We start from the raw sequence: 21,291 nt of genomic DNA, 5'->3' as shown, positions 1-21,291 counted from the left end.
AATGGGGATTAAAATTCCAGGAATTTTAATTTAAACTGGATGGCAAAATTTTCCTTGAAATGTGGAGTAGCATAATAACCCACTCTGTAGAATAATCCCAGGTTGAAATAGCTGGAAAGGAAGTTATTCCATTCCAATCCCACTTCCTGATACAGGTGATCTAGTTTTTTAAATTTGAACTGATGGTATTCAGGATGTTTCATATCACCAATCGTTCCGCGCAGTACAAAATCAAAGCTGGAAACATTGTGTCCGAAGCTTTTGAAGTACAAAGGCAGTTTGTGAGTGAAATAGTAGGCAACAAATTTATCGTTGTAATATTTTCCACCTTCCAGAGTAGCAAAACCAAGGAATGAAGTAAGGTTAAAATTAAAATCTTTACCCGGAGAGGCAAGTCCGTTCATTGTAAAATTCTTCCAAATCGGAGCTTCTCCTAAAACAACTCCACCATATAGCCTGAAACCTGTTGTTCCGATTGGTGTCTTAAAATTATGTACAAAAAGGGCATCAAAACGGGAATAATTGAAACTTCCGCCCGCCATTTTATAACTCTGTTCATAATTGAAATATAACTCCGGATATTTCTGATCGATCAGGGATTTTCCTTGTGGTGTCATAATATTGGTAGAATTCGGAGAATATTTCAATGTAAATAAGGTGTTGAAATTCTTGAATGATGATCCGCCATCCCTGAACTGATAATCAAACTGGGCTTCTTCAATATTTCTTCTTACAGCAAGGGCAAGAGTAAGACCATTCGTTACATCATTCAGATAAGATATTGAGGCTCCTTTGAAGTGGAAATACTTGTCATTATTCAGGTTATTCCCGAAATTCATCATTCTCATTTTGAAGTTCCATAGTCTTCTGTAAAATTCTCCTGAAGCCGTTACATCATCATAAAAATCAAATCTGAAGAATGAGTTTTTATCCAAAGTTGTTTTGATATCTATTCCCATCCCGTATTTCCATCTTCTGTCTTTTACTCCGTAAGCGAAATAATAATCAGGAGAGAAATAAGGATTGAAATTTTCATTGATCTTAGCCTTTAATCCCAGTCTGAATCCTTCATAGGAATTATAATTGGCAATTTCATCTACCGCAAAATCTACCGCACCTACTCTGATCTGCCCGTTAAGCAATCCGGAAATAATCTGTGCTTTGCTGTCAATTTTATACTTTTTGCCAAGACTGTCTATGGTTTTATAAGTATTCTGTTCTCTTTCGGTAAGCGGTTCTGTTCTGTACTGATTCAGTGAATGCCCGTCAATGCTTTTTACATCAAAAGTATATCCTTTGAAATCTTTAGCCTTTTCTTCAATAGGAGACTTGAAATCAAAATATTTGGAAGTAAGAAAGGCATAAGTTCCGAAGCTTTTTTTATCCTTTTTATCGGCGTGTTCCTTATCATCCATTGCCATTTTTCCCATTTTAAGTTTGGTGGTTTCATGGGCAAGGAACCATTTGTTATTATAAAAAATCCAGGTACTGGTAATAATTCCGTCGTTCTTGTTTTTACTGAAGTTCTCAATTTTTTTGATTCCGTAAGTATCTGTATCAATATAGATGGCTCCGGTGTATTTTCTCTTTTTATCAGGGTTTTTATAGTTGACTTCACGGAAGCGGATCACAAAGTTCTTTCTTCCGTTAAGTTCTATGGTGTCAGAAAGGAAATATCTGTAAAGTCCTCTGTTTTCAGGCTTTATCTGTTCCGGAACAATATCCCTGTTACTTTGCTGAAGGGCAATCATTTCATAAACCGGCTGTTTCAGCCCTGAAATTCTGTTATCAAGGATATTAATCTTTTCACCATATTTTTTAGAGTATAAAAACTCCTGGGCTCTTTCCCAAAGGAAGAGCTTACTTTTTGCAAATATTTTTCTTGCACTGATGTTATTCAACGAGTCTTTTTCCCTTTTTTTCTTGAAGAAATTTAAATCATTAAAATACTGATTGAACTGAGTAAGGCTGTCCTGATCAATATCAAGAGAAATTTTTTCGTAAGATTTATAAGCGTAAGAACCTAAGCTTTTAGGAGAGTTTTCATTGAAAAGTTTGTTCACCTTTTTTAAGATTTCCAGAGCTCTTGGGTCACTTTTGTCTTCAATAACTACTGTTTCTATATTGGTGGTTTTTGAAGGTTTTTTACTCAGAGAAATCTCCATGCTGCTTTCTACAGGTGTTGTTCCGTTTTGATATGTTTCTGCTTCTACCTCTATATTTTTACATCCTGTTTTAAACTCGAGAACTCCCTGGGTATTGGTATAGCCAAGAATAGTATTGCCACAGAAAATCTTGGCATTAGAAACAGGCTTTTGATTGGAACCGTCAACAACTTTAATCTTAAGTTGTGCATATCCCAAAAAGCACATTAGGAAAAATAATAACTGTAAACCCCTTTTCATGTAAAAAAACTATGTCAAAATTAATAATATTTATTGTGGTAGAAAAGTTTTTAACACAGTATAACATTGATTTAATCTAAGATAGATATGCAGTTTTCTAAAAGATCAGGTTTTAATTTTGATGACAGGTCAACTTTTTTAAATTCATGAAATTTTCATATAAAAAAACTCCTGAAATAATTTATTCAGGAGCTTTTTTATTTCTTCATATTGTTTACTGATCATCCAAAGCTTTCATAAATTCAATAATATCATCTATTTCATGCTCGGTGAGCTGAAGCGGGGCATCAGAAAGTGTTTGGTTTTCTACTTTAAATCCGAAAGATTTTCCACCTCCTTTATTATAAAAGTTCATTACCTCTTTCAGTGTTTTATATCCTCCGTTGTGCATATAAGGAGCCGTCTTATTACTATTTCTGAGAGTAGGCGTTTTAAAGGAATGCTGCAATGTGGCTACTGTCTCATGAAACTTTCCTCTCCCCAGGTCATTGTCAAATGTTTTATTTTCTCCATTGGTAGCAATTCCTAATACTTCCTGTTCTGTTTTTTTGAAAGTAGGGGGAACAGTACCATTGAACAACGGAATAAAATGGCATATGGCACATTGAGCTTTTCCTACAAAGAGGTTAAACCCTTGTTTTTGGCTTTTTGTCATTGCCGATTTATTTCCCCGCATATATTCATCAAAATCAGAATTGAACTTTGCCAGAGAACGGATATAGCTGGCCAATACATTCTGAAGCTGCCATACCTCAGTCTTCTGTGAATGATAAATCTTTTTAAATGCAGTCTGGTAATTTTTATCCTGATTAATTTTGGCAAGAATAACATTTAAATCACCATGCATTTCTTCTTTATTGGAGATTACATCTGAGCTTTGCCCTTCAAGATCATCTTTTCTCATATCCCAAAACTGACCATGCTGAAACCCTGCATAGTTGAGAGAAGGTGTATTTCTTGAAAGTTCAGAATTTTCAAGTGACATAGATCTGGCAAGCCCATCAGTAAACGCTTTTTCAGGAATGTGGCAGGTTGCACAGCTGCGGCTGTTGTTATTTGATAAGATTTTATCATTAAAAAGCTTATGACCAAGAGCAGCCTTTTCTTCAGAAAAAGCATATTCCTTTCCTGGGGTAAAGGCATTAGGGTTGAAAGCATTTTTAGAGAAAAATGTAGCGGCATTTTTGTTTAAAGCAGTTGTTACTTCTACATCCGGGATTTTTTCCTGATTTTTAAAATCAAGCATCAGCGCAGTGATTTTATTGAGATGATCCGGTATAAAGTTTATATAGTCAAATGTATTCTTGTCTGTATTTTTTTTCAGAATTTCAATCGCAGAATTAATCTCTGATGCAATACTTTTCAGAGCCTTATCTTTAGATCTGTCAGTTGATATTTGTTCCAAAGTTTCTTTGATACCTTCCAGGGCAGAAGGTATTTCCTTTAAAAAGGTGCCAGAAATAGGAGTGTCAAAACCTGAAATCCCCAGACTGGAAATTCTGAAAGCTTCCTGTCTCAAAGCATCAAATACCTGATCTCTACTTACGGTAATAACCTGGAAATTGGTTTTTATAGTATTGCTTTTATTGATGAGCTTGTTCAGCATTCTGTTTACCTCATCTTTATTCTCTTTCTGATAAGGATAAAACAGCTCTTCCAGAACCTGCAGTCCTTCGGGGTCTATTTCTGTATGTTCGTCCATTTCTATTTCAGGAAGAGCAGGCCCATTAATGAACCGGGCAGAGTGAGGAAGGAAGTATTCTATAGCCCATTCCATCTTTTTGTAGGTCTTTCTGATGTTTTCAAACCTTTCCTGAAGAATTTTTTCATCAGAGTCTTTAGAAACAAGGGTTTTCAGTTCATTGATCTGTTTTTCAAAATCAGTATTCGTGTTGATGATCCTGCTTTTTACAGAACCCAGATCTTCATATACAGGCTGCTGCTTTTCTCCTTTACAATATGAAAGAACAAGAAGTGTTGCTGCAGAATATAAAAGAAGAAGGATTGGATATTTTGAAAGTTTCTTCATAAGTATGAAAAAGTACCAACAGAGATTTTCTGTTGATACTTTGATTGATATGGAGTAATTAAAACTATTTTTCTACGTTTCTGATAATTACAATTTGCCCACCTTCTTTGTTGAAGTTGACTCCGGAACCGTCAGGGTTTATAAATTTATCCAACTGCCATGTGTGAGAGTGAATATTAATGGTAAATGTATTAGGAACTCCGATGATGTCAGAAATATCAACCATTGCTCCATATTCCCATGAACCGTATTTCTGAAGATCACCAGATTGGTTATAGGCTTTATTCCATGCATCATTACCTCTGTTATGTCTCATATTCAGCCATGGTTTATATTGCTTTGTTGCAATATTCAGTTGCCAGATATAAGAATCATGGTTGGCAGCTTTGTAATATGAATCTCCGTCTTCCTGGATGTAAACATAGTTTTCAGTTACGCATAAATTATCAGGATTAATCAGGTTATTGCCTGGATTAGAATCTCCTTCTGCCACTACTTCTAATTTTCCTGTAAGCATATTGCTGGAATTAAGGACAAGTTTGTAAACTCTTCCCCACATTGTTAATCCCGGTTTTGGATTTAGACCATCAGAAGATTCTCCGGTAGCTGTAAAATAGATCTCTCTTCCTTTTCCGGCTCCTTTTCTGTAATCTACATCTTCAACTCTTGAAAAACGGATGGCATTATTATCAATATTTTTCTGATTGATCTGAGCACCGGTAAGGTTTTTAGCGTTAGGAATCTCCACAAACTCTACGTCATAGCTGCTTCCTTTCGTCATATCCGTTTCGGTATAGTTGTTATTGGTTCTTTTCAGGGCATATAATTTACCATTGTTCAGGTCTCCCTGAGTGTCTGCTACATACATGATCAGCTGTCCTGCAGACTGATGAGAAGAAGAGTAGGACTGGTCTTCACCAATTAAGATATATGATTTACCATTAGAAACATCCTTAGGAAGTGGAACTGCGTTTTCCATAGAAGCTTTTCCTAAAGCCGGTTTTACTCTGGTTTTATCGGATGCCTGAGACGCTGGTGACAAAGGGTCTAAAGCATGAACCATACTTTCTTCACCCGATTCTCCTGCGGTAAGGAATGCACTGAAACCGTGAGTTTCAGGGGTAGCCAAGGTAGCAGAACATAATCTTGTCATCCCACCAATTCCATTTAAAATATATTCTCCTTTTACAGGTCTGAAAGTCTTATCCAGATATACTCTTGATACGGATTGCTTGATCTCATGATTGGTAATCATCAGATAACCGTCAGACTTAGGATCTTTCATGATTCCCATTCCATCCGGCTGTCCTCCGAAAACGAAATCAGGAGAACCAGGAAGAACATCAGAACTGGAGATAAGCGTCGTAATATTTAAATTTTCAAAACCAGTCATCCCGTAAACAAAAGCGGGCTCTTTGGAAAAGTTTTCAATTTTGACTTTATCATTAGGAGTGTTGCCATTCCCGTTATTGTCATCGTTACAACCTTGAAAAACAAGTGCAGCAAAGACTAAAGCCCCAATAGTTTTATTAATTTTCATAATTATTTTTTTAAGTTTCGATTATGACAAAACTAAAGGCTTAGTGTTAATTAGACTTTACGGGGAGAAAACAAATAGTTTAAGATTATGTAAAGATTTGTTAAGAAATAGTCAATAATTAGAATGCTTATAAATAAAAAACTCCTGAATTGTACAATCCAGGAGTTTTCAATATGTTGAAATATTTTTTTAAATATTCAAAGCTTTCTGATAAGCGTTTTCTAATCCGTCAAGGTTTTTACCACCTGCTGTAGCAAAACCGGGATTTCCACCACCACCACCTTGGATTTCTTTAGCAAGATCCTTTACAATAGCTCCTGCCTGATAATCTGCTGCCAGATCATCAGAAACACCAACAGTAATCATTGGTTTACCATCCGCATCAGAAAGAATGATCGTTACCGAAGTTGGGATCTCTCTCTTCAACTGGAATACAATATCTTTAACAGAACCAGCATCCAGAGAAGTCTTTTTTACTAATAACTGTTTGTTACCTTTCTGCTCATAAGCATTCTTCCAGTCACCGATTTCTCCTTTTGCTTTTTCCTTTTTAAAGGCATCTACCTCAGCTTTTAATGAAGCATTTTCCTCAATTAATTTCTCGATAGATCTTACCACATCTTTAGACTTCAGCAATTGAGAAAGCTCAATAATCTGTTGTTCAAGATTCTTGAAATATTCTTCAGATTTATCTCCTGAAATAGCTTCAATTCTTCTGATCCCTGCAGCTGCAGACCCTTCAGAAGTAATTTTGAAAAGACCGATTTCGCTGGTGTTTTTCACGTGAGTTCCACCACAAAGTTCCTTAGAGCTTCCGAATTGAATCATTCTCACATTGTCACCATATTTTTCACCAAATAAAGCCATTGCTCCTTTTTCCAAAGCTTCCTTAATCGGAATGCTTCTGAATTCCTGTAATGCAATGCTTTCTTTGATCTTGTGGTTTACTTTTTCTTCAATTAAAGCAATTTCTTCTTCAGTCATTTTATTAAAGTGAGAGAAGTCGAAACGCAGATAATCAGGGCCTACGTAAGAACCTTTCTGCTCTACGTGAGTTCCAAGAACATCTCTTAAAGCTTCGTGTAAAAGGTGAGTTACAGAGTGGTTAGCCTGAGAGTTCTTTCTGTCAGTAGCATTTACTTTAGCATAGAAAACAGCACTTGCATCTTTTGGAAGGCCGTTAATTAAAGAAATGATCAAACCATTTTCTTTTTTAGTTTCCAATACTTCGAAGCTTTCTGCAGCGTTTTCAAGAACACCCTTGTCTCCAACCTGTCCACCACCTTCAGGGTAGAATGGAGAGTTGCTTAATACCACCTGGTAAAATTCTCCGTCTTTATTTTCTACCTTTCTGTATCTTGTGATATAAGTTTCAGATTCAATCTGGTCATATCCTACGAAATTTTCGTCTTTTTCTTCTACAATAACCCAGTCGTATACTTTTTGAGCAGAATCCGCTTTTGAACGAAGCTTTTGCTTTTCCATTTCAGCTTTGAATCCTTCTTCATCAATCGTCAATCCTTTTTCCTCAGCGATAATTCTAGTTAAGTCATCAGGGAAACCATATGTATCATACAATTCAAAAACCTCTTCGCTTGGTAATACTTTCAAGTTATCAGTGATTGTCTGTTGAATTAATTTATCAACTCTGATCAGACCGTTTTCAATAGTTTTTAAGAATGAATCTTCTTCACTTTTGATAACTTCTGTTACCAAAGTTCCTTGCTTTTTCAGCTCAGGGAAGAATGCGCCCATTTGTTCCTGAAGAACAGCAACCAATTTGTAAAGGAAAGGTTCTTTCATATCTAAGAATCGATAAGAATAAGAAATTCCTCTTCTCAAAATTCTTCTGATAACATAACCAGCCCCTCCGTTTGAAGGTAATTGTCCGTCTGCAATTGCAAAAGAAACCGCTCTGATGTGATCGACAACTACACGGATTGCAATGTCTTTTTCATCCTCTAAAATTCCGGTATATTTTTTTCCTGAAAGTTCTTCAACCTTCGCAATCAGCGGAGTGAAAACATCAGTATCATAGTTGGAAGATTTTCCCTGAAGCGCCATACAAAGACGTTCAAAGCCCATTCCTGTATCTACATGCTGAGCAGGTAATTTTTCCAGAGAACCATCTGCTTTTCTGTTAAATTCCATGAAAACCAGGTTCCAAACTTCCACCACTTGAGGGTGATCGTTGTTCACCAATTCCAAACCGGAAACTTTAGCTTTTTCTTCCGGAGTTCTTAAATCGATATGGATTTCTGAACAAGGTCCACAAGGTCCACTTGCACCCATTTCCCAGAAGTTATCCTTCTTATTTCCGTTGATGATTCTATCCTCTGCAATGTGAGATTTCCAGAAATCATAAGCATCCTGGTCTCTGTTTAGGTTTTCAGATGCGTCTCCTTCGAAAATCGTTACATATAAATTTTCCTTTGGTATTCCGTATACTTCAGTCAGTAATTCCCAGGCAAAAGCAATAGCCTCCTTTTTGAAGTAATCCCCGAAAGACCAGTTCCCCAACATTTCAAACATGGTGTGGTGGTAAGTATCTCTACCTACATCATCCAAATCATTGTGCTTTCCTGAAACTCTTAAACACTTTTGTGTATCGGCAATTCTTGGGGCCGTAGGGGTTTTGTAGCCAAGGAAAAAATCCTTGAACTGCGTCATTCCTGAGTTGGAAAACATAAGGGTAGGGTCGTCTTTCAGCACAATAGGAGCTGAAGGAACGATTAAGTGCTCCTTACTTTTAAAATAGTCTAAAAATTTTTGACGTATCTCTTGTGATGTCATAGTATTGCTTTTGCTTTTTTAATATCAAATTTTGATAAGATGCAAATTTAAGATTTTTAAGCGATTTGTAATAATTTTATGCTATGTTTTGAATGGTGCAAAAACGTAAAGTATGTAATATTGTAAAAGTCTTTGCAAAGATCAGAGTAACAAAGGAATCTCATAATGAAAATACAGGATTTGAAAATTTTATTTACCTTTCTGGAAATATTTGAGATCAATTGAAAACAAAAGCACAAATATTAGCTCAATGGGTAATTGGAATTACAATTGCGTATCCTATTTTGTTTTTTCTAGTATGTTTTTTTAAAGAATCTATTCCTGATTCTGCAATATCTGTATTGATGAATTTCTGTATTTATCTTATGATTCCTGTTCTTATTATCAATTGGATTTTCTCCATTTGGAGTTTAAAGCTTGAAAAAAAGATATTGGATACTGGGCATTATTCTTTACAATAATTTATACCCTTTTTTTTATTGTTGCATTATATTTGCTGACAACCGTAAAGATGTGCTAATCCTTTTCTATTAAATTTGAATTAAAGTAAATGACTAAAGATGAAGAGCTGAAAAGCTGGATAGATCAATATTCGGGACCGCTTCTGAAGAAGGCTCTGTACATGCTTTCCAATAAAGAAGATGCTCAGGATGTAGTTCAGGATGTTTTTATTGCAGCCTTTTCCAATTATGATTCTTTTGAAGGAAAAAGTCAGCCATTAACCTGGCTGATGTCTATTCTTCAGAGAAAAGTGGCGGACTTTTATCGGAAAAAATATAAATCAGAACCCAATGTAAAACTGGATCACTTTTTTGATGAAACAGGCTCATGGAAGAATAGTGATGTTCTAAATGACTGGAATGTTTCAACGGAAGCTGAACTTCTGGATAATTCTGATTTTAATAAAACCCTGGAAGAATGTATTGAAGAATTGCCTGCCAGATGGAAAATTTTACTGAAAATGTATTATATCGAAGAAAAAAAAGCACCTGATGTGAGTCAGGAATTGAATGTTTCTACGACTAACCTTTGGAAGATCCTTCAAAGAAGCCGGATGCAATTGAGAGAATGTCTGGAGTTTAACTGGTTTTCAAAAGTATAGAGATGATAAGAAGAATCCTACATATATTGTTTTTACCATGCAGTGAAGCTACTTTATTAATGGAAAAACGCAACGCCCAATCTATTTCAGCTAAAGAAAATAGAAAACTCAGCATGCATCTGATGATCTGTAAGTTTTGCAGGATGTACAATGAAAAATTAGCCATGCTGGATAAGATCTTTAAAAAGACCATTACAGAAAAGGATGTTGAGATTAATGAATCTGAAATTCAGGATTTTAAAAATAAAATGATAGATAAATTAAATTTCTAAGAAAAATTTTGTCAGGATTTTGAAACTGTTCCGACTATACTTTTGAAAAACAATAAAAGTATTCATTCAAAATCTAAAAAAATGACAGGAACAGGACAAACATCAGGCAAAAATCAGTCAGCGTATACTCTGGGGTATTATATTTCTCTTTTCGGCGCGGCACTCATCTTACTTTGGATTGGAATCTTCAAATTCACTCCCACTGAAGCTTCAGCAATAAAACCTTTGGTAGAAAACCATTTCTTAACCTTTTTCGTATATAAAGTAATGAGTGTTCAGACAGTGTCAAACCTTATCGGAGTGATAGAAATTATCATTGCTTTACTGTTGATATTTAGTGCGAAATTTGCTGTATTGAAAAGATACGCCGGAATAGGAATGATAGTGACTTTTCTGGTGACATTAAGCTATCTGTTTACGACTCCGGGAATGTGGAAAGTGGTAGACGGTGTACCAGTAACAGACTTCTTTATTTTAAAGGATTTAATGCTTTTAGGATTTGGATTAATGATTTTACAAACCAAGAAATAATGAATAAAAAGCTAAATATGAAAAATATATTAATTGTACTCGGGATTATTCTGGGTATCGCAGTTTTTGCTACAGAGAGTGGGCTTTTTAAAAAGAATAAGCCCGTCGAAACAAACGTAAAAGAAGAAAAACAGGAAATTATGGATAATAGAAACGTAAGGGAAATTTATTTTGCGGGCGGATGTTTTTGGGGAACAGAGCATTTCTTTCAACAAATTCGTGGCGTTGTAGGAACAGAAGTGGGCTATGCCAACGGGAAAACTCAAAATCCTACCTATGAAGAAGTGGTAAGCCACACAACAGGTTTTGCAGAAACAGTGAAAGTAAAATATGATCCTGAACAGGTGGATTTGAAATTATTGATTGATCTTTATTTTAAAACGATAGATCCTACAAGTCTTAACCAACAGGGAAATGACAGGGGTGATCAATACAGAACAGGGATTTATTACACAGATAATGCTGATGAAACCGTTGTAAGAAATGAAGTTCAGAAGCTGGCAAAAGGATATAGCAAGCCTGTAGTGGTAGAAACTGTTCCTTTAAAAAAATTCTACAAGGCTGAAGACTATCACCAGGATTATCTGGATAAAAATCCGGGAGGATACTGTCACATTGAACCGGGACTTTTTGAAATGGCAAAAAAAGCCAACCCACTTCCTAAGGCAACTACTTACCAAAAGCAGGATAAAAAGGCTTTAAAGCAAAAGCTAACGGCAGAACAATACAATGTAACTCAGGAAAACGGAACGGAAAGACCTTTCCAAAATGAATACTGGAATGAAACCCGTGAAGGAATCTATGTAGACATTACAACAGGAGAACCTTTGTTTGTCTCAACAGATAAATTTGAATCAGGCTGTGGATGGCCAAGCTTTTCAAAACCCATTACCAAAGGTCTGATTGATGAGAAAATGGATCGCACCCACGGAATGACAAGGGTAGAAGTAAGAAGTAAAACTGGTGATGCCCATTTAGGACATGTTTTTACAGACGGACCACAGGATAAAGGAGGACTTCGTTACTGTATCAACAGTGCTTCCCTGAAGTTTATTCCAAAAGCGGAAATGGAAAGCAAAGGATACGGAAAATATCTTCCGTTGTTAGATAAAAAGTAAATTGAAAGAAAGAGGCTGCCATGTGGCAGCCTTTTATTTTAATGTGTATCTGAAGAGTTGATATCTTTCTTTAAAACTTAATATTGAAAAGTAAGAGAGGATAAGAAATCCCAATATCAGAAAATAAGCCTCCTTAGTCAGATGAGTCAGAAAGTATTGAATCTTATCAAAAATATTAGGTTCGGGTATAAGCTCATCTACAATTGAACCGTGGTCTATTACTTCTACACGATCACCACAAAGCAAACAAGGTTCTGCTAAAGGATCTAAATAAGTAAAAGGAACAAGAAAATTTCCTGTTTTCTCCATATCCAAAGCATATTCCTCATGTTTTGAAATAGCCATATCATTAAGAAGAGAAACAAGATCTCCATAGGTGTTTTCTTTTCCTAGAATAAATTCAATGCCGGTATTTCTTTCATTTCTTTTTTGCAATGCTTTTACTTCTGAAACATATAAAGCCGAATTTTCTTTTCCTTTACCAGCCGGAACCTCTATTTTTTTTAGATTAAAATTTCTTATAGATTCGAGATGATCATTATAATTGCTTTTGTCTTTCATTGATTTGGCAGGAATTCCAATATCAATCACTGAAGTGGTGATTTCTTCAATTTTTCGGTTTCCAAAATGCCAAAATAGAACAGGAATCACCAAAGCACTGATAAGACCTGGGAAGTAATATATCTTTTTCATGCTCATCCTTTTCTATTAAATTGAAAATTTTCTTTAATACTCAACATAGAAATATTTATAAATAAAAGAAAACCAAAAATCATATAAAAAGACTGCTTGGGAAGTTCTGCGAAAGATTTTAATTGATCAAAGCCTTTGTACTGAGTTTCTTCTTTATAATTATCCATATACAACCCAGTTCCACAAGAGGAGTAATGAACGTTTTCTATTGTATTAGGATCTTTGTATTCATGAACAGCAAAAAAATGGCCTGTTTTTTCTATATCAACGCCATACATATCCTGTTTGGAAAGGATCATAGCGTCAATAAGGGCAATGAAATCCTGATAACTATTATCATCATTGATTATAAATTCAATGCCTGATTCTTTCTCATTTCTTGCCTGCAATTCTTTAAGTTCAGAAATATAAATTTTTTGGTTTTGAATAGCTGTATTAGGTTTAACTACAATTTTCTTGTAATTCCAATTTCTATAAGGTTCGAAAGTATTTTGGAAAGTATTTTCGGGTCTGATTTTACTAGGTATTCCCAGATCCATCACTGTATATTGAGGGTGAACCCTTTGATTTCCGTAATACCAGAATAGGAGAGGAATTAATATAGCACTGATTAATCCAGGTACGTAGTGTATTTTTTCATGGTTCATTTTTGAGAATACCGAATGAAAATTTTAAGCCAAAAAAAAGTGATCCGAATACGAACCACTTAAAAAATAATTTAAATATTTTAATTCTAAATATTGCCATCTACCAATCCCTTTTTCTCAAAATCCAATACGATCCGAATATAAAAATAGCACACCATACCAGGCAAGCGATAAGGCTTTCCGTAGGGTAATGGAACTCGTATTTTAGCCCCATCATTTTGGCCATATCCAGTCTGATCATCGGGTTAGGAATAAGGTTGGACATACTTTCCAATGGTAAAAGATGCGAAATGAAAAAATCATTCTGAAGAACCTCATTTCTTTGTGGTCCCTGCATTCCTTTTACTTTTGAATAGACTTCAAGAGCCTTTAAAATTCCCTCACCAATCCAGAAAATAAAGAGAGCAAGAAATACAAAGACAGATTTTCTCAACAAAATGGAAAGGAACATGAGGAAACAGAAGAATGTAAATAGTTTTACCAGATAATTTCCAATAAAGAAAATCTCAGCAAAAACCTTTGTAGATTCCGTTGTGTTCGAGTATTGATATCCCAGAAACAAAGTAATTCCCAATACAATGGCTGTTGAAACAATAGTGAAAATACTTATCGTCAACAATTTTGAAGTGATGAATTCCTTTCTGCTTAATCCATCAATTGTATTCTGTTTAAACATTCGGTTGCTGAATTCCTGTGAAATGGAGAAGACAATGATTAATCCCAGGAAAATTTTCAGTAAAGCAACAATCCATGTGGTGAAATTCCAGATTTCCGGGAAATTATAAATCCCTTGTTCCTTTAAATTAATTGTTCCTCCAAAAATATCAAAGTCAACTAATCCAATGAAAAGCAACGCAATAAGAATGGCGAAATAGAGTATCGTAAAAACCTTAAACGGCTTATAGTTCAGGTTTTTATAGTATTCCAGTTTTAATAATTTTATCATGATTAATTGGTGTTTTTTACAAGTTCAAGAAATTGAGATTCAAGAGATAGCTTTTTCTTGGTCAAATGGGAAAGATAGATTCCTTTTTCTGCCAGTTTCTGATTCATTGCCGAAGCTGAAACAGAAGCGTCATCACGGATCTGGGCTTTAATAAGATCACCTTCCTGATTGATGGAAGAGAACCACTGAAGCTCGTTAAGAGCATTTAACAGCAATGTGTTATTATCTGCTTTCAGTTCGAAATATCCGTTGTTGGAAGTCATTTCGTCCACTCTTCCACAATAAATGGAATTTCCTTCTTTTAATACAATCACGTGACTGCAGATTTTCTCAATTTCATCCAGAAGATGGCTTGCAATGATTATGGTAATTCCCTGTTTGGCAATATTGCTGATGATTTCTCTGATCTGAATGATTCCTTCAGGATCTAATCCGTTGGTAGGTTCATCTAAAATCATCACTTCAGGATTGTTCAGCATTGCTGATGCAATGGCAAGACGCTGTTTCATTCCCAAAGAAAAAGTTTTGAAAGTATCTTTTCTTCTTTCATACAGATTAACGATCTTAAGTACTTCGTCAATCCTTGAATAAGGGGTTTGCTTAATTTCAGCGACAATTTTAAGATTGGTTTCTGCAGTTAAATATGGATAAAAGTTAGGCTGCTCGATTATCGCTCCGATTTTTTTCAAGGTATCCGGATCAGTTCCTTTTTTTCCAAACCAAAACCAGTCTCCGCTGGTAGGATTGATGGTTGAAAGCAGCATTCCGAAAGTAGTGGATTTCCCACTTCCGTTCGGACCTAAAAGGCCATAAACATTTCCTCTTTCGACATCAAAAGAAATATTGTTGACCACAACTCTTTTGAATTTCTTCGTCAAATTTTTTACTGATAAAATCTTTTCCATGTAATTTGTTTTACATAGTAGTAGTCTATATAAAATAGAGAATGTTACAGAATTATCATAAATCAATATTAATTTATGTACAAATACATTAAATTTGATAGAATTAATCAACAGTTATGAAGCTAATTGAACTCGCAGAAGAACTGAATATCTCTGCAGAAGCTATAAAACAGTTTATACAGGACTTTGATCTTGAATTGGTAGACTGTGTAAGTACAAACTTTGAAGTAAAAGAAGATTTTGAAAAATTTGCTCGTGAAAATGTAGATTTTTTAAGGCTGTACGAAAAGGATCTGGACAAAAATAAAACCCTGGAGCAGATTGCAGAAGTTATCAATCAGCCGAAGGAAAAAGTAGAAAAAGCAATTAAAGATAATAACCTTAATATTTTTGATAACGGTTTTTTCAAATCTTCCATTTCAAGTTATGGTATTGATAATAAACTGGGGGGAAATTATCAGTTTGTATACAACTATTTCGGGCATACAACCAGCTTACAGCAAAGAGATTTTATAGGGTATAGAGATTTGTTTTTCTATACATCTGCGGTTCTTGAACCCTTTTTAAATCCTCAGCAGATTAAAGATTGGGGAATCAATAAACCGGCAGGTATTATTCTCTATGGTCCACCTGGAAGCGGTAAGATTTTCTGGGCCAATAAAATTGCAGAAATTATAGGCTATCAGTTCAAGGAAGTGAAAAAACACTATTTGGGTACTTCATTAATTGACGGAAATCAGATCAATTTCAGTGACTTTATTTTAAACATGATGAAGGAAAATAAAATGCTCCTTTTCATGGATGATTTTGATGAAATTATGATGCAGAGGAGAGCAGATAATGATATTGCATCCTGTAACCTTGAAGCTCAGGAACTTATTCTCCATTATATCGGAAAATTTGAAAAAGAAGGAGTATTGATGGTTGGTTCCGCAAATTCTGTATCAGAAATTGATGAGGAAATTCTGGCTCCGGGAAGATTCGATGTGATGATTCCAATATTTCCGCCTAATGCTTCAGAGCGTTCAGAAATTATCTTATATGCTATGACGAGAGGGCTTCAGGAAGACTCTTTACTGTATAAAATCCTGAAAAATAATAAAGCAGATAAAGTTCCTTTCTGGCATGAAGTTTCTTCAAGAATGAAAGCTTTCAGTAATACGATGCTGATTGATTTTACCCAAAGCCTAAAGAAAAGAATCAAAAACCTTTATCAGAGAACCCGAAATGAAAAGCTTAAAATTGACCAGAAGCTTATTAATGGTGCATTAAGAGATGCTGCAGCAAAACTCACCGAGGAATATCTCGATCAGGTGGCCCGGTTTTTAGCAGATGTTATCATTAATAATTTTGATGAATTTCAGTTTAGAATTCAAGCTTTAAGAAATGAGCTGGAAACCTATAAAGTGGTAGAAGAACCTAGACGAGCAATCGGATTTCATCATAACGACGAGAAGGAAGAGTAGGCGGGATACGAAGTACGAGGTTCGGGATGCGAGTTATGTAATCTTAGGATATCAATAGCTGAAATTATAATGATATAATAAGCTGCCTTGTCTATCATCTATCCGTCTATTATCTCTTCGTTTTATGCCTTTATTTTCATCCATTACTCATCACTAATTACTCATTACTCATGATCAGCATTTGGGAACAGGAAACCTTTTACCGTAAACGAGATATTGTCATTATAGGAGCCGGATTTTCCGGGCTTTGGGCGGCTATTTCCATTAAAGAAAGATCTCCTGAAAAATCTATATTGATTATAGAAAGAAATGCAGTTCCATTAGGTGCTTCCACAAGAAATGCCGGTTTTGCATGCTTTGGAAGCCTCACAGAAGTGATTGCCGATGCTCAGAAAATGGGTTGGGAAAAAACATTGGATCTTGTCAGAATGAGATTTGAAGGACTTCAAAAAATCAGGAAGTATTTTAAAAGCGATGAAATAGACTTTGAGTTAAGCGGTGGTTATGAAATATTGAATAGTGATGAATCTCTGCAACATATAAATGAAGTAAATGCCAAACTTAAATCTGTAACCGGGCTTGAAGAAACTTATTCTTTACAACAGGACAAAATAAATGAATTTAGACTGGGGAAATCTCAGTTTCTGATTGAAAATCCATGTGAAGGAAGTTTACATTCCGGAAAACTGCTACAGAAGCTTCTAGAAAAATGTCATGAATTGAAGGTTGAGTTTCTGTTTGGAATTGAAGTCAAAAATATAGAGGAAACTTCCGATGAGGTGAATATTTGTTTTTCAGAAGGGGTTTCTGTAAAATCAGATCAATTAATCCATTGTACCAATGCCTTCAGTTCAAAATTTCTGGAAAATGAAAATATAATTCCAGCCCGTGGACAAATTCTTTTAACTGAACCTATAGATAATTTAAAATTAAAGGGAACCTTCCATTATGATGAAGGATTTTATTATTTCCGAAACTTAGAGAACCGTGTTTTATTGGGCGGTGGAAGAAATCAGGATTTTAAAACTGAAGAAACAACAGCTTTTGAAACCACAGAATTTCTTCAGAACCATCTTGAAAATTTTTTAAAAGAAGTTATTCTTCCTAATCAGGAATTTAAGATCGCTCTCCGCTGGTCGGGAATTATGGCGATGGGAAGTGAAAAAACACCAATCGTAAAAAGACTTTCAGAAAGACAGCTTTGTACTGTACGACTTTCCGGAATGGGAGTAGCATTGGCTCCTAAAGTTGGTGAGATGATTACCATTATGATTTAAATACAATGAAATATTTACCTTTTGAACGTATTATTTACAGAACAAATTTATCCCAACAGGAAATCATAAAAAGACTTTCTGATTTTGTTGAACCGAAAAAATTCAGCTTTGGAAGGAATTATATCAAAGATTATGAAGGCTCTGTGGATACTGATAGTTTTGATATCAGCAGAGTCATCAATTACAGAAACTCATTTTTGCCTCAGATATACGGAACCATTCAAAAAAATAATGACAGAACAGAAATTCAGGTGACTATGAGCTTGAATGGATTTGTATTTCTCTTTACAATAGCATGGTGCTTAATGGCGTCTTCTTTCTTATTATATTGATGAAAGGAATAAGGGACAAAGAAATAACAGTAGAATTTTTTATTCCTCTCGTGATGCTACTGTTTATGTATGGGCTAACTATGGTATGTTTCAAAATAGAAAGTAAAAAATCAAAAGAATATCTGAGAAGTAGCTTTGAAGCTGAAATAATAGATCTGAGATAAATATTCAATTTAAAATGCTAAAATAAGATTGAATATCAGCAGCCAATCTTCAATTACCAGTAAATTGGTAACAACCTTAAACCTCAAACCTTGAACTCTTGGCTTTCCACTCTGAAAGAAATCCCTTATTTTTGCACAAAAGAAGAAATCGTGATAAACAACGACCAGATAAAAGAAGCTCAATCCAGAATTGATGACTTACACAGATATTTACAGATTGAAAAAAAGAAGATCGAAATAGCGAATGATGATGAAAAAACAGCCGCTCCTGAGTTTTGGGATAATCCTAAGACGGCGGAAGCTTTCCTGAAGCAGCTTCGTTCAAAGAAAAAATGGGTAGAGAGCTATGATGAAATTCATACCCAGTTTGAAGATCTGCAGGTATTGGCTGATTTTGCTAAAGAAGATCCCGATTCAGAAAAAGAACTGGATGAAACATTCCCACAGTTAGTTGAAAAAATTGAAGACCTTGAATTCAAGAATATGCTTTCCAATGAAGGTGATGAATTGTCTGCAGTTCTTCAGATCACTGCCGGAGCCGGAGGAACAGAAAGTTGTGACTGGGCATCCATGCTGATGAGAATGTACACCATGTGGGCAGAAAAACAAGGGTATAAAATCCGTGAACTGAACTTCCAGGAAGGCGATGTTGCTGGAGTAAAGACGGTTACCCTTGAAATAGAAGGAGAATTTGCTTTCGGATATTTAAGAGGAGAGAATGGAGTGCACAGATTGGTAAGAATTTCACCTTTTGACAGTAATGCGAAACGTCATACCAGCTTCGTTTCTGTATACGTTTATCCTTTGGTAGACGATACCATTGAAATTAATATTAATCCAGCTGATATATCTTTTGAAACAATGAGGTCTTCCGGAGCCGGAGGTCAGAACGTAAACAAAGTAGAAACAGCTGTACGTCTTCGTCACGCACCTACTGGAATTATTATTGAAAACTCAGAATCCCGTTCCCAGCTTCAGAATAAAGAAAAAGCAATGCAGCTTTTACGTTCCAGATTATACGAAATGGAATTGGAAGAACGTATGAAGGCAAGAAATGAGATTGAAGCCAATAAGATGAAAATCGAATGGGGAAGCCAAATCAGAAACTACGTCATGCATCCTTATAAATTGGTAAAAGATGTACGCTCAGGCCATGAGACGTCAGATGTGGATGCTGTAATGAACGGAAATCTTACTCCTTTCCTTAAAGCTTTCCTGATGGCCGATGGTACCGCAGTTTCCGACGATGATATGGACCTATAAATATCATGTGAAATATTTAGTTAAAATCTTATAATTAATTTTTGTTTCAGATATTTTAGACTTATTTTTGTTGTTCATCAATATATATGGAAGATTTCAATAGCTGGAAGGATTTATTAAACCCGGAGTTTTACATTAAAATGGGCGGGTTTTGGCTGATTTTATTTATTGTGTTTGCTGAAACAGGTCTTTTTGTAGGATTTTTCCTACCCGGAGATTCGCTACTATTCGTTTCAGGAATTTATGCCGTTGAAATCATCAAAGAGACATTCGGTTCTACAGGAAGTGATTTCCTGGATACAACGCTTCTTGCTTCAGGAGTAGCTCTTGCTGCTATTGTAGGAAATGAAGTAGGGTATTATTTCGGAAGGAAAACAGGTCCTGCTTTGTACAAAAGACCGGATTCAATGTTATTCAAGAAGAAATATCTTTACCAGGCGCATGATTTCTTTGAAAAACATGGAGCGTTAGCTATTATTATGGCGAGATTCTTACCTGTGGTGAGAACTTTTACTCCAATTGTTGCAGGGATTGTAAAAATGGACAAAAAAGAATTCTTAAGAGATAATATTATCGGAGCTGTGTTGTGGTCGTTTATTCTGATTTTTGCAGGACATTATCTTGATAAACTTTTCATGGATCAGTTTAATATCAATCTGAAAGAAAAATTAGAATACATTATCATTGTAATTGTATTGGTGACTACACTTCCGGTGATTATTAAATTCATGTTCGGAAAGAAAGAAGACTTTTCTAAATACGAAAACAAAGATTTTGAATAATATTCAAATCCACTAAAAATATAAAGGCTGTTTCACATAGAGACAGCCTTTTTTATTATCCACAAATGCACGAATAGATGAATTTGAGGCTAGATAATTTTAATAAACAGAATTATTTGTTAATCCAATCCAGAATATTCGGATAGATAATGCTGTCTCTTTTTCTTTTACTGAAGAATCTTGGGGCATGACCTGTTTTCTCCATAAAGACAAATTTGTGCGGAACATTCATTTGAGCCAATGCAGAATCCATGGAAATTCCCTGATGCTGATTGACTAAAAAATCATGATTTCCCTGGAATAAAAGTGTAGGAACATGAGTGATATTAGCAATAGGACTGGCTTCTTTAAAGGCTTCCGAAAGGTTTTTACGGTCAAATTTAGCTCCTACCATCTTTTGAATAGTAGGAGAAGTGTATTTAGAATAAAAAGAATTCAGATATTCCGGGCTGTAAAAATCGGTAGGACCACTTAAAGAAATGATCTTTTTAATCTGATCCGGATGCTGGTAGCCATAGAGTAGAGCAAGATGTCCGCCAGCACTTTCACCAAGAATAATATAATTGTTAGGCTGAAGCTCTGCTTTTTCTGCTAAGGAATTAAACTTTTCAATGGCAAAACCAATATCTTCAAGCTGCTGTTTATAGGTGATTTTTTTCTTTTGAGAAACCAAACGGTAATTCATGTTGATACTTGGAATCCTATTTTGAAAAAGCATTTTTTGAATCTGGATCATATGTTCCTTTTTTCCTAACGTCCAGGCTCCACCATGTACAATAAGAACTACAGGAGTATTTTCTGCATAATCCTTGGGAAGAAAAACATCCATTTTCTGCCTTTTATGCGTTCCGTATTTTAAGTTGTAGATCTTCTGCTGGCCATCAGGGCCTACCCAAACTCTGAATTTCGTATTACAGGACTGCAGCAGGAAAATGATACATCCCATAACGAAAAAATGGTACCTGAGAATGAGCTTTTTCATACATCAAATGTAAGGAAAATAAAGGATTTATGAATGGCTCAGAA

Annotated in this window: 18 protein-coding genes; 9 read left to right on the top strand and 9 right to left on the bottom strand. The window is 35.2% G+C overall.

Annotated features, from left to right (window positions below; translation table 11 throughout):
- Positions 1-8: 8 nt before the first annotated feature.
- From BOQ64_RS04690 to alaS, 4 genes are all read right to left on the bottom strand, one after another.
- Positions 9-2,405, bottom strand: a complete 2,397-nt coding sequence (locus BOQ64_RS04690; protein WP_129058219.1) for a DUF5686 family protein — start codon at positions 2,403-2,405, stop codon at positions 9-11.
- Positions 2,406-2,619: 214 nt separating this feature from the next.
- On the bottom strand, positions 2,620-4,434 hold the full coding sequence (locus tag BOQ64_RS04685; protein WP_129058220.1) for a cytochrome-c peroxidase: 1,815 nt from the start codon (positions 4,432-4,434) through the stop codon (positions 2,620-2,622).
- A gap of 64 nt (positions 4,435-4,498) precedes the next feature.
- Positions 4,499-5,974 (bottom strand): alkaline phosphatase PhoX, encoded by a 1,476-nt coding sequence (locus BOQ64_RS04680; protein ID WP_129058221.1) that lies wholly within the window; start codon positions 5,972-5,974, stop codon positions 4,499-4,501.
- 189 nt (positions 5,975-6,163) lie between these two features.
- Positions 6,164-8,767: an alanine--tRNA ligase gene (gene alaS / locus BOQ64_RS04675; protein ID WP_129058222.1), complete on the bottom strand. Its 2,604-nt coding sequence runs from the start codon at positions 8,765-8,767 to the stop codon at positions 6,164-6,166.
- Positions 8,768-9,317: 550 nt separating this feature from the next.
- Between alaS and BOQ64_RS04670 the strand changes: the two genes are divergently transcribed.
- From BOQ64_RS04670 to msrB, 4 genes are all read left to right on the top strand, one after another.
- Entirely contained in the window at positions 9,318-9,869 is a 552-nt protein-coding gene (locus tag BOQ64_RS04670) for an RNA polymerase sigma factor (protein ID WP_129058223.1), read from the top strand.
- Positions 9,870-9,871: 2 nt separating this feature from the next.
- Positions 9,872-10,141 (top strand): hypothetical protein, encoded by a 270-nt coding sequence (locus tag BOQ64_RS04665; protein WP_129058224.1) that lies wholly within the window; start codon positions 9,872-9,874, stop codon positions 10,139-10,141.
- Positions 10,142-10,222: 81 nt separating this feature from the next.
- Positions 10,223-10,672: a DUF417 family protein gene (locus BOQ64_RS04660; protein WP_129058225.1), complete on the top strand. Its 450-nt coding sequence runs from the start codon at positions 10,223-10,225 to the stop codon at positions 10,670-10,672.
- 17 nt (positions 10,673-10,689) lie between these two features.
- Positions 10,690-11,790: a peptide-methionine (R)-S-oxide reductase MsrB gene (msrB, locus tag BOQ64_RS04655; RefSeq protein ID WP_129058226.1), complete on the top strand. Its 1,101-nt coding sequence runs from the start codon at positions 10,690-10,692 to the stop codon at positions 11,788-11,790.
- Positions 11,791-11,823: 33 nt separating this feature from the next.
- Here the strand turns inward: msrB and BOQ64_RS04650 are convergent, their stop codons facing one another.
- The 4 genes from BOQ64_RS04650 to BOQ64_RS04635 all read right to left on the bottom strand — a co-directional run bounded on the left by BOQ64_RS04650 (position 11,824) and on the right by BOQ64_RS04635 (position 14,981).
- Positions 11,824-12,483, bottom strand: a complete 660-nt coding sequence (locus tag BOQ64_RS04650) for a hypothetical protein (RefSeq protein WP_129058227.1) — start codon at positions 12,481-12,483, stop codon at positions 11,824-11,826.
- 2 nt (positions 12,484-12,485) lie between these two features.
- Complete coding sequence (locus BOQ64_RS04645) at positions 12,486-13,130, bottom strand: hypothetical protein (protein ID WP_129059646.1); 645 nt, start codon at positions 13,128-13,130, stop codon at positions 12,486-12,488.
- A 100-nt stretch (positions 13,131-13,230) separates the two neighbouring features.
- Positions 13,231-14,076, bottom strand: coding sequence for an ABC transporter permease (locus tag BOQ64_RS04640; protein ID WP_129058229.1), 846 nt, complete (start codon positions 14,074-14,076; stop codon positions 13,231-13,233).
- A gap of 2 nt (positions 14,077-14,078) precedes the next feature.
- On the bottom strand, positions 14,079-14,981 hold the full coding sequence (locus tag BOQ64_RS04635) for an ABC transporter ATP-binding protein (RefSeq protein WP_129058230.1): 903 nt from the start codon (positions 14,979-14,981) through the stop codon (positions 14,079-14,081).
- Between the two features lie 116 nt (positions 14,982-15,097).
- Here BOQ64_RS04635 and BOQ64_RS04630 point away from each other — a divergent pair, with 116 nt between their 5' ends.
- The 5 genes from BOQ64_RS04630 (at position 15,098) to BOQ64_RS04610 (ending at position 20,265) form a co-directional block, all read left to right on the top strand.
- A complete protein-coding gene (locus tag BOQ64_RS04630; RefSeq protein ID WP_129058231.1) occupies positions 15,098-16,447 on the top strand; it encodes an AAA family ATPase in 1,350 nt (449 codons plus the stop codon).
- Between the two features lie 170 nt (positions 16,448-16,617).
- A complete protein-coding gene (locus tag BOQ64_RS04625; protein WP_129058232.1) occupies positions 16,618-17,724 on the top strand; it encodes an NAD(P)/FAD-dependent oxidoreductase in 1,107 nt (368 codons plus the stop codon).
- Positions 17,725-17,729: 5 nt separating this feature from the next.
- Entirely contained in the window at positions 17,730-18,056 is a 327-nt protein-coding gene (locus BOQ64_RS04620) for a hypothetical protein (protein WP_129058233.1), read from the top strand.
- A 314-nt stretch (positions 18,057-18,370) separates the two neighbouring features.
- The gene (gene prfB / locus BOQ64_RS04615; RefSeq protein WP_129058234.1) at positions 18,371-19,483 is read left to right on the top strand and encodes a peptide chain release factor 2; all 1,113 of its coding nucleotides are present in this window, start codon (positions 18,371-18,373) and stop codon (positions 19,481-19,483) included.
- An 86-nt stretch (positions 19,484-19,569) separates the two neighbouring features.
- A complete protein-coding gene (locus tag BOQ64_RS04610; protein WP_129058235.1) occupies positions 19,570-20,265 on the top strand; it encodes a DedA family protein in 696 nt (231 codons plus the stop codon).
- 112 nt (positions 20,266-20,377) lie between these two features.
- Here BOQ64_RS04610 and BOQ64_RS04605 read toward each other — a convergent pair whose 3' ends face one another.
- A complete protein-coding gene (locus BOQ64_RS04605) occupies positions 20,378-21,247 on the bottom strand; it encodes an alpha/beta hydrolase (protein WP_129059645.1) in 870 nt (289 codons plus the stop codon).
- Between the last annotated feature and the right edge of the window lie 44 nt (positions 21,248-21,291).

This window comes from Chryseobacterium sp. CH25 (assembly GCF_004119455.1).
In the GTDB taxonomy this organism is placed as follows: Bacteria; Bacteroidota; Bacteroidia; order Flavobacteriales; family Weeksellaceae; genus Chryseobacterium.
This window is presented reverse-complemented; position numbering and strand designations above follow the sequence as displayed.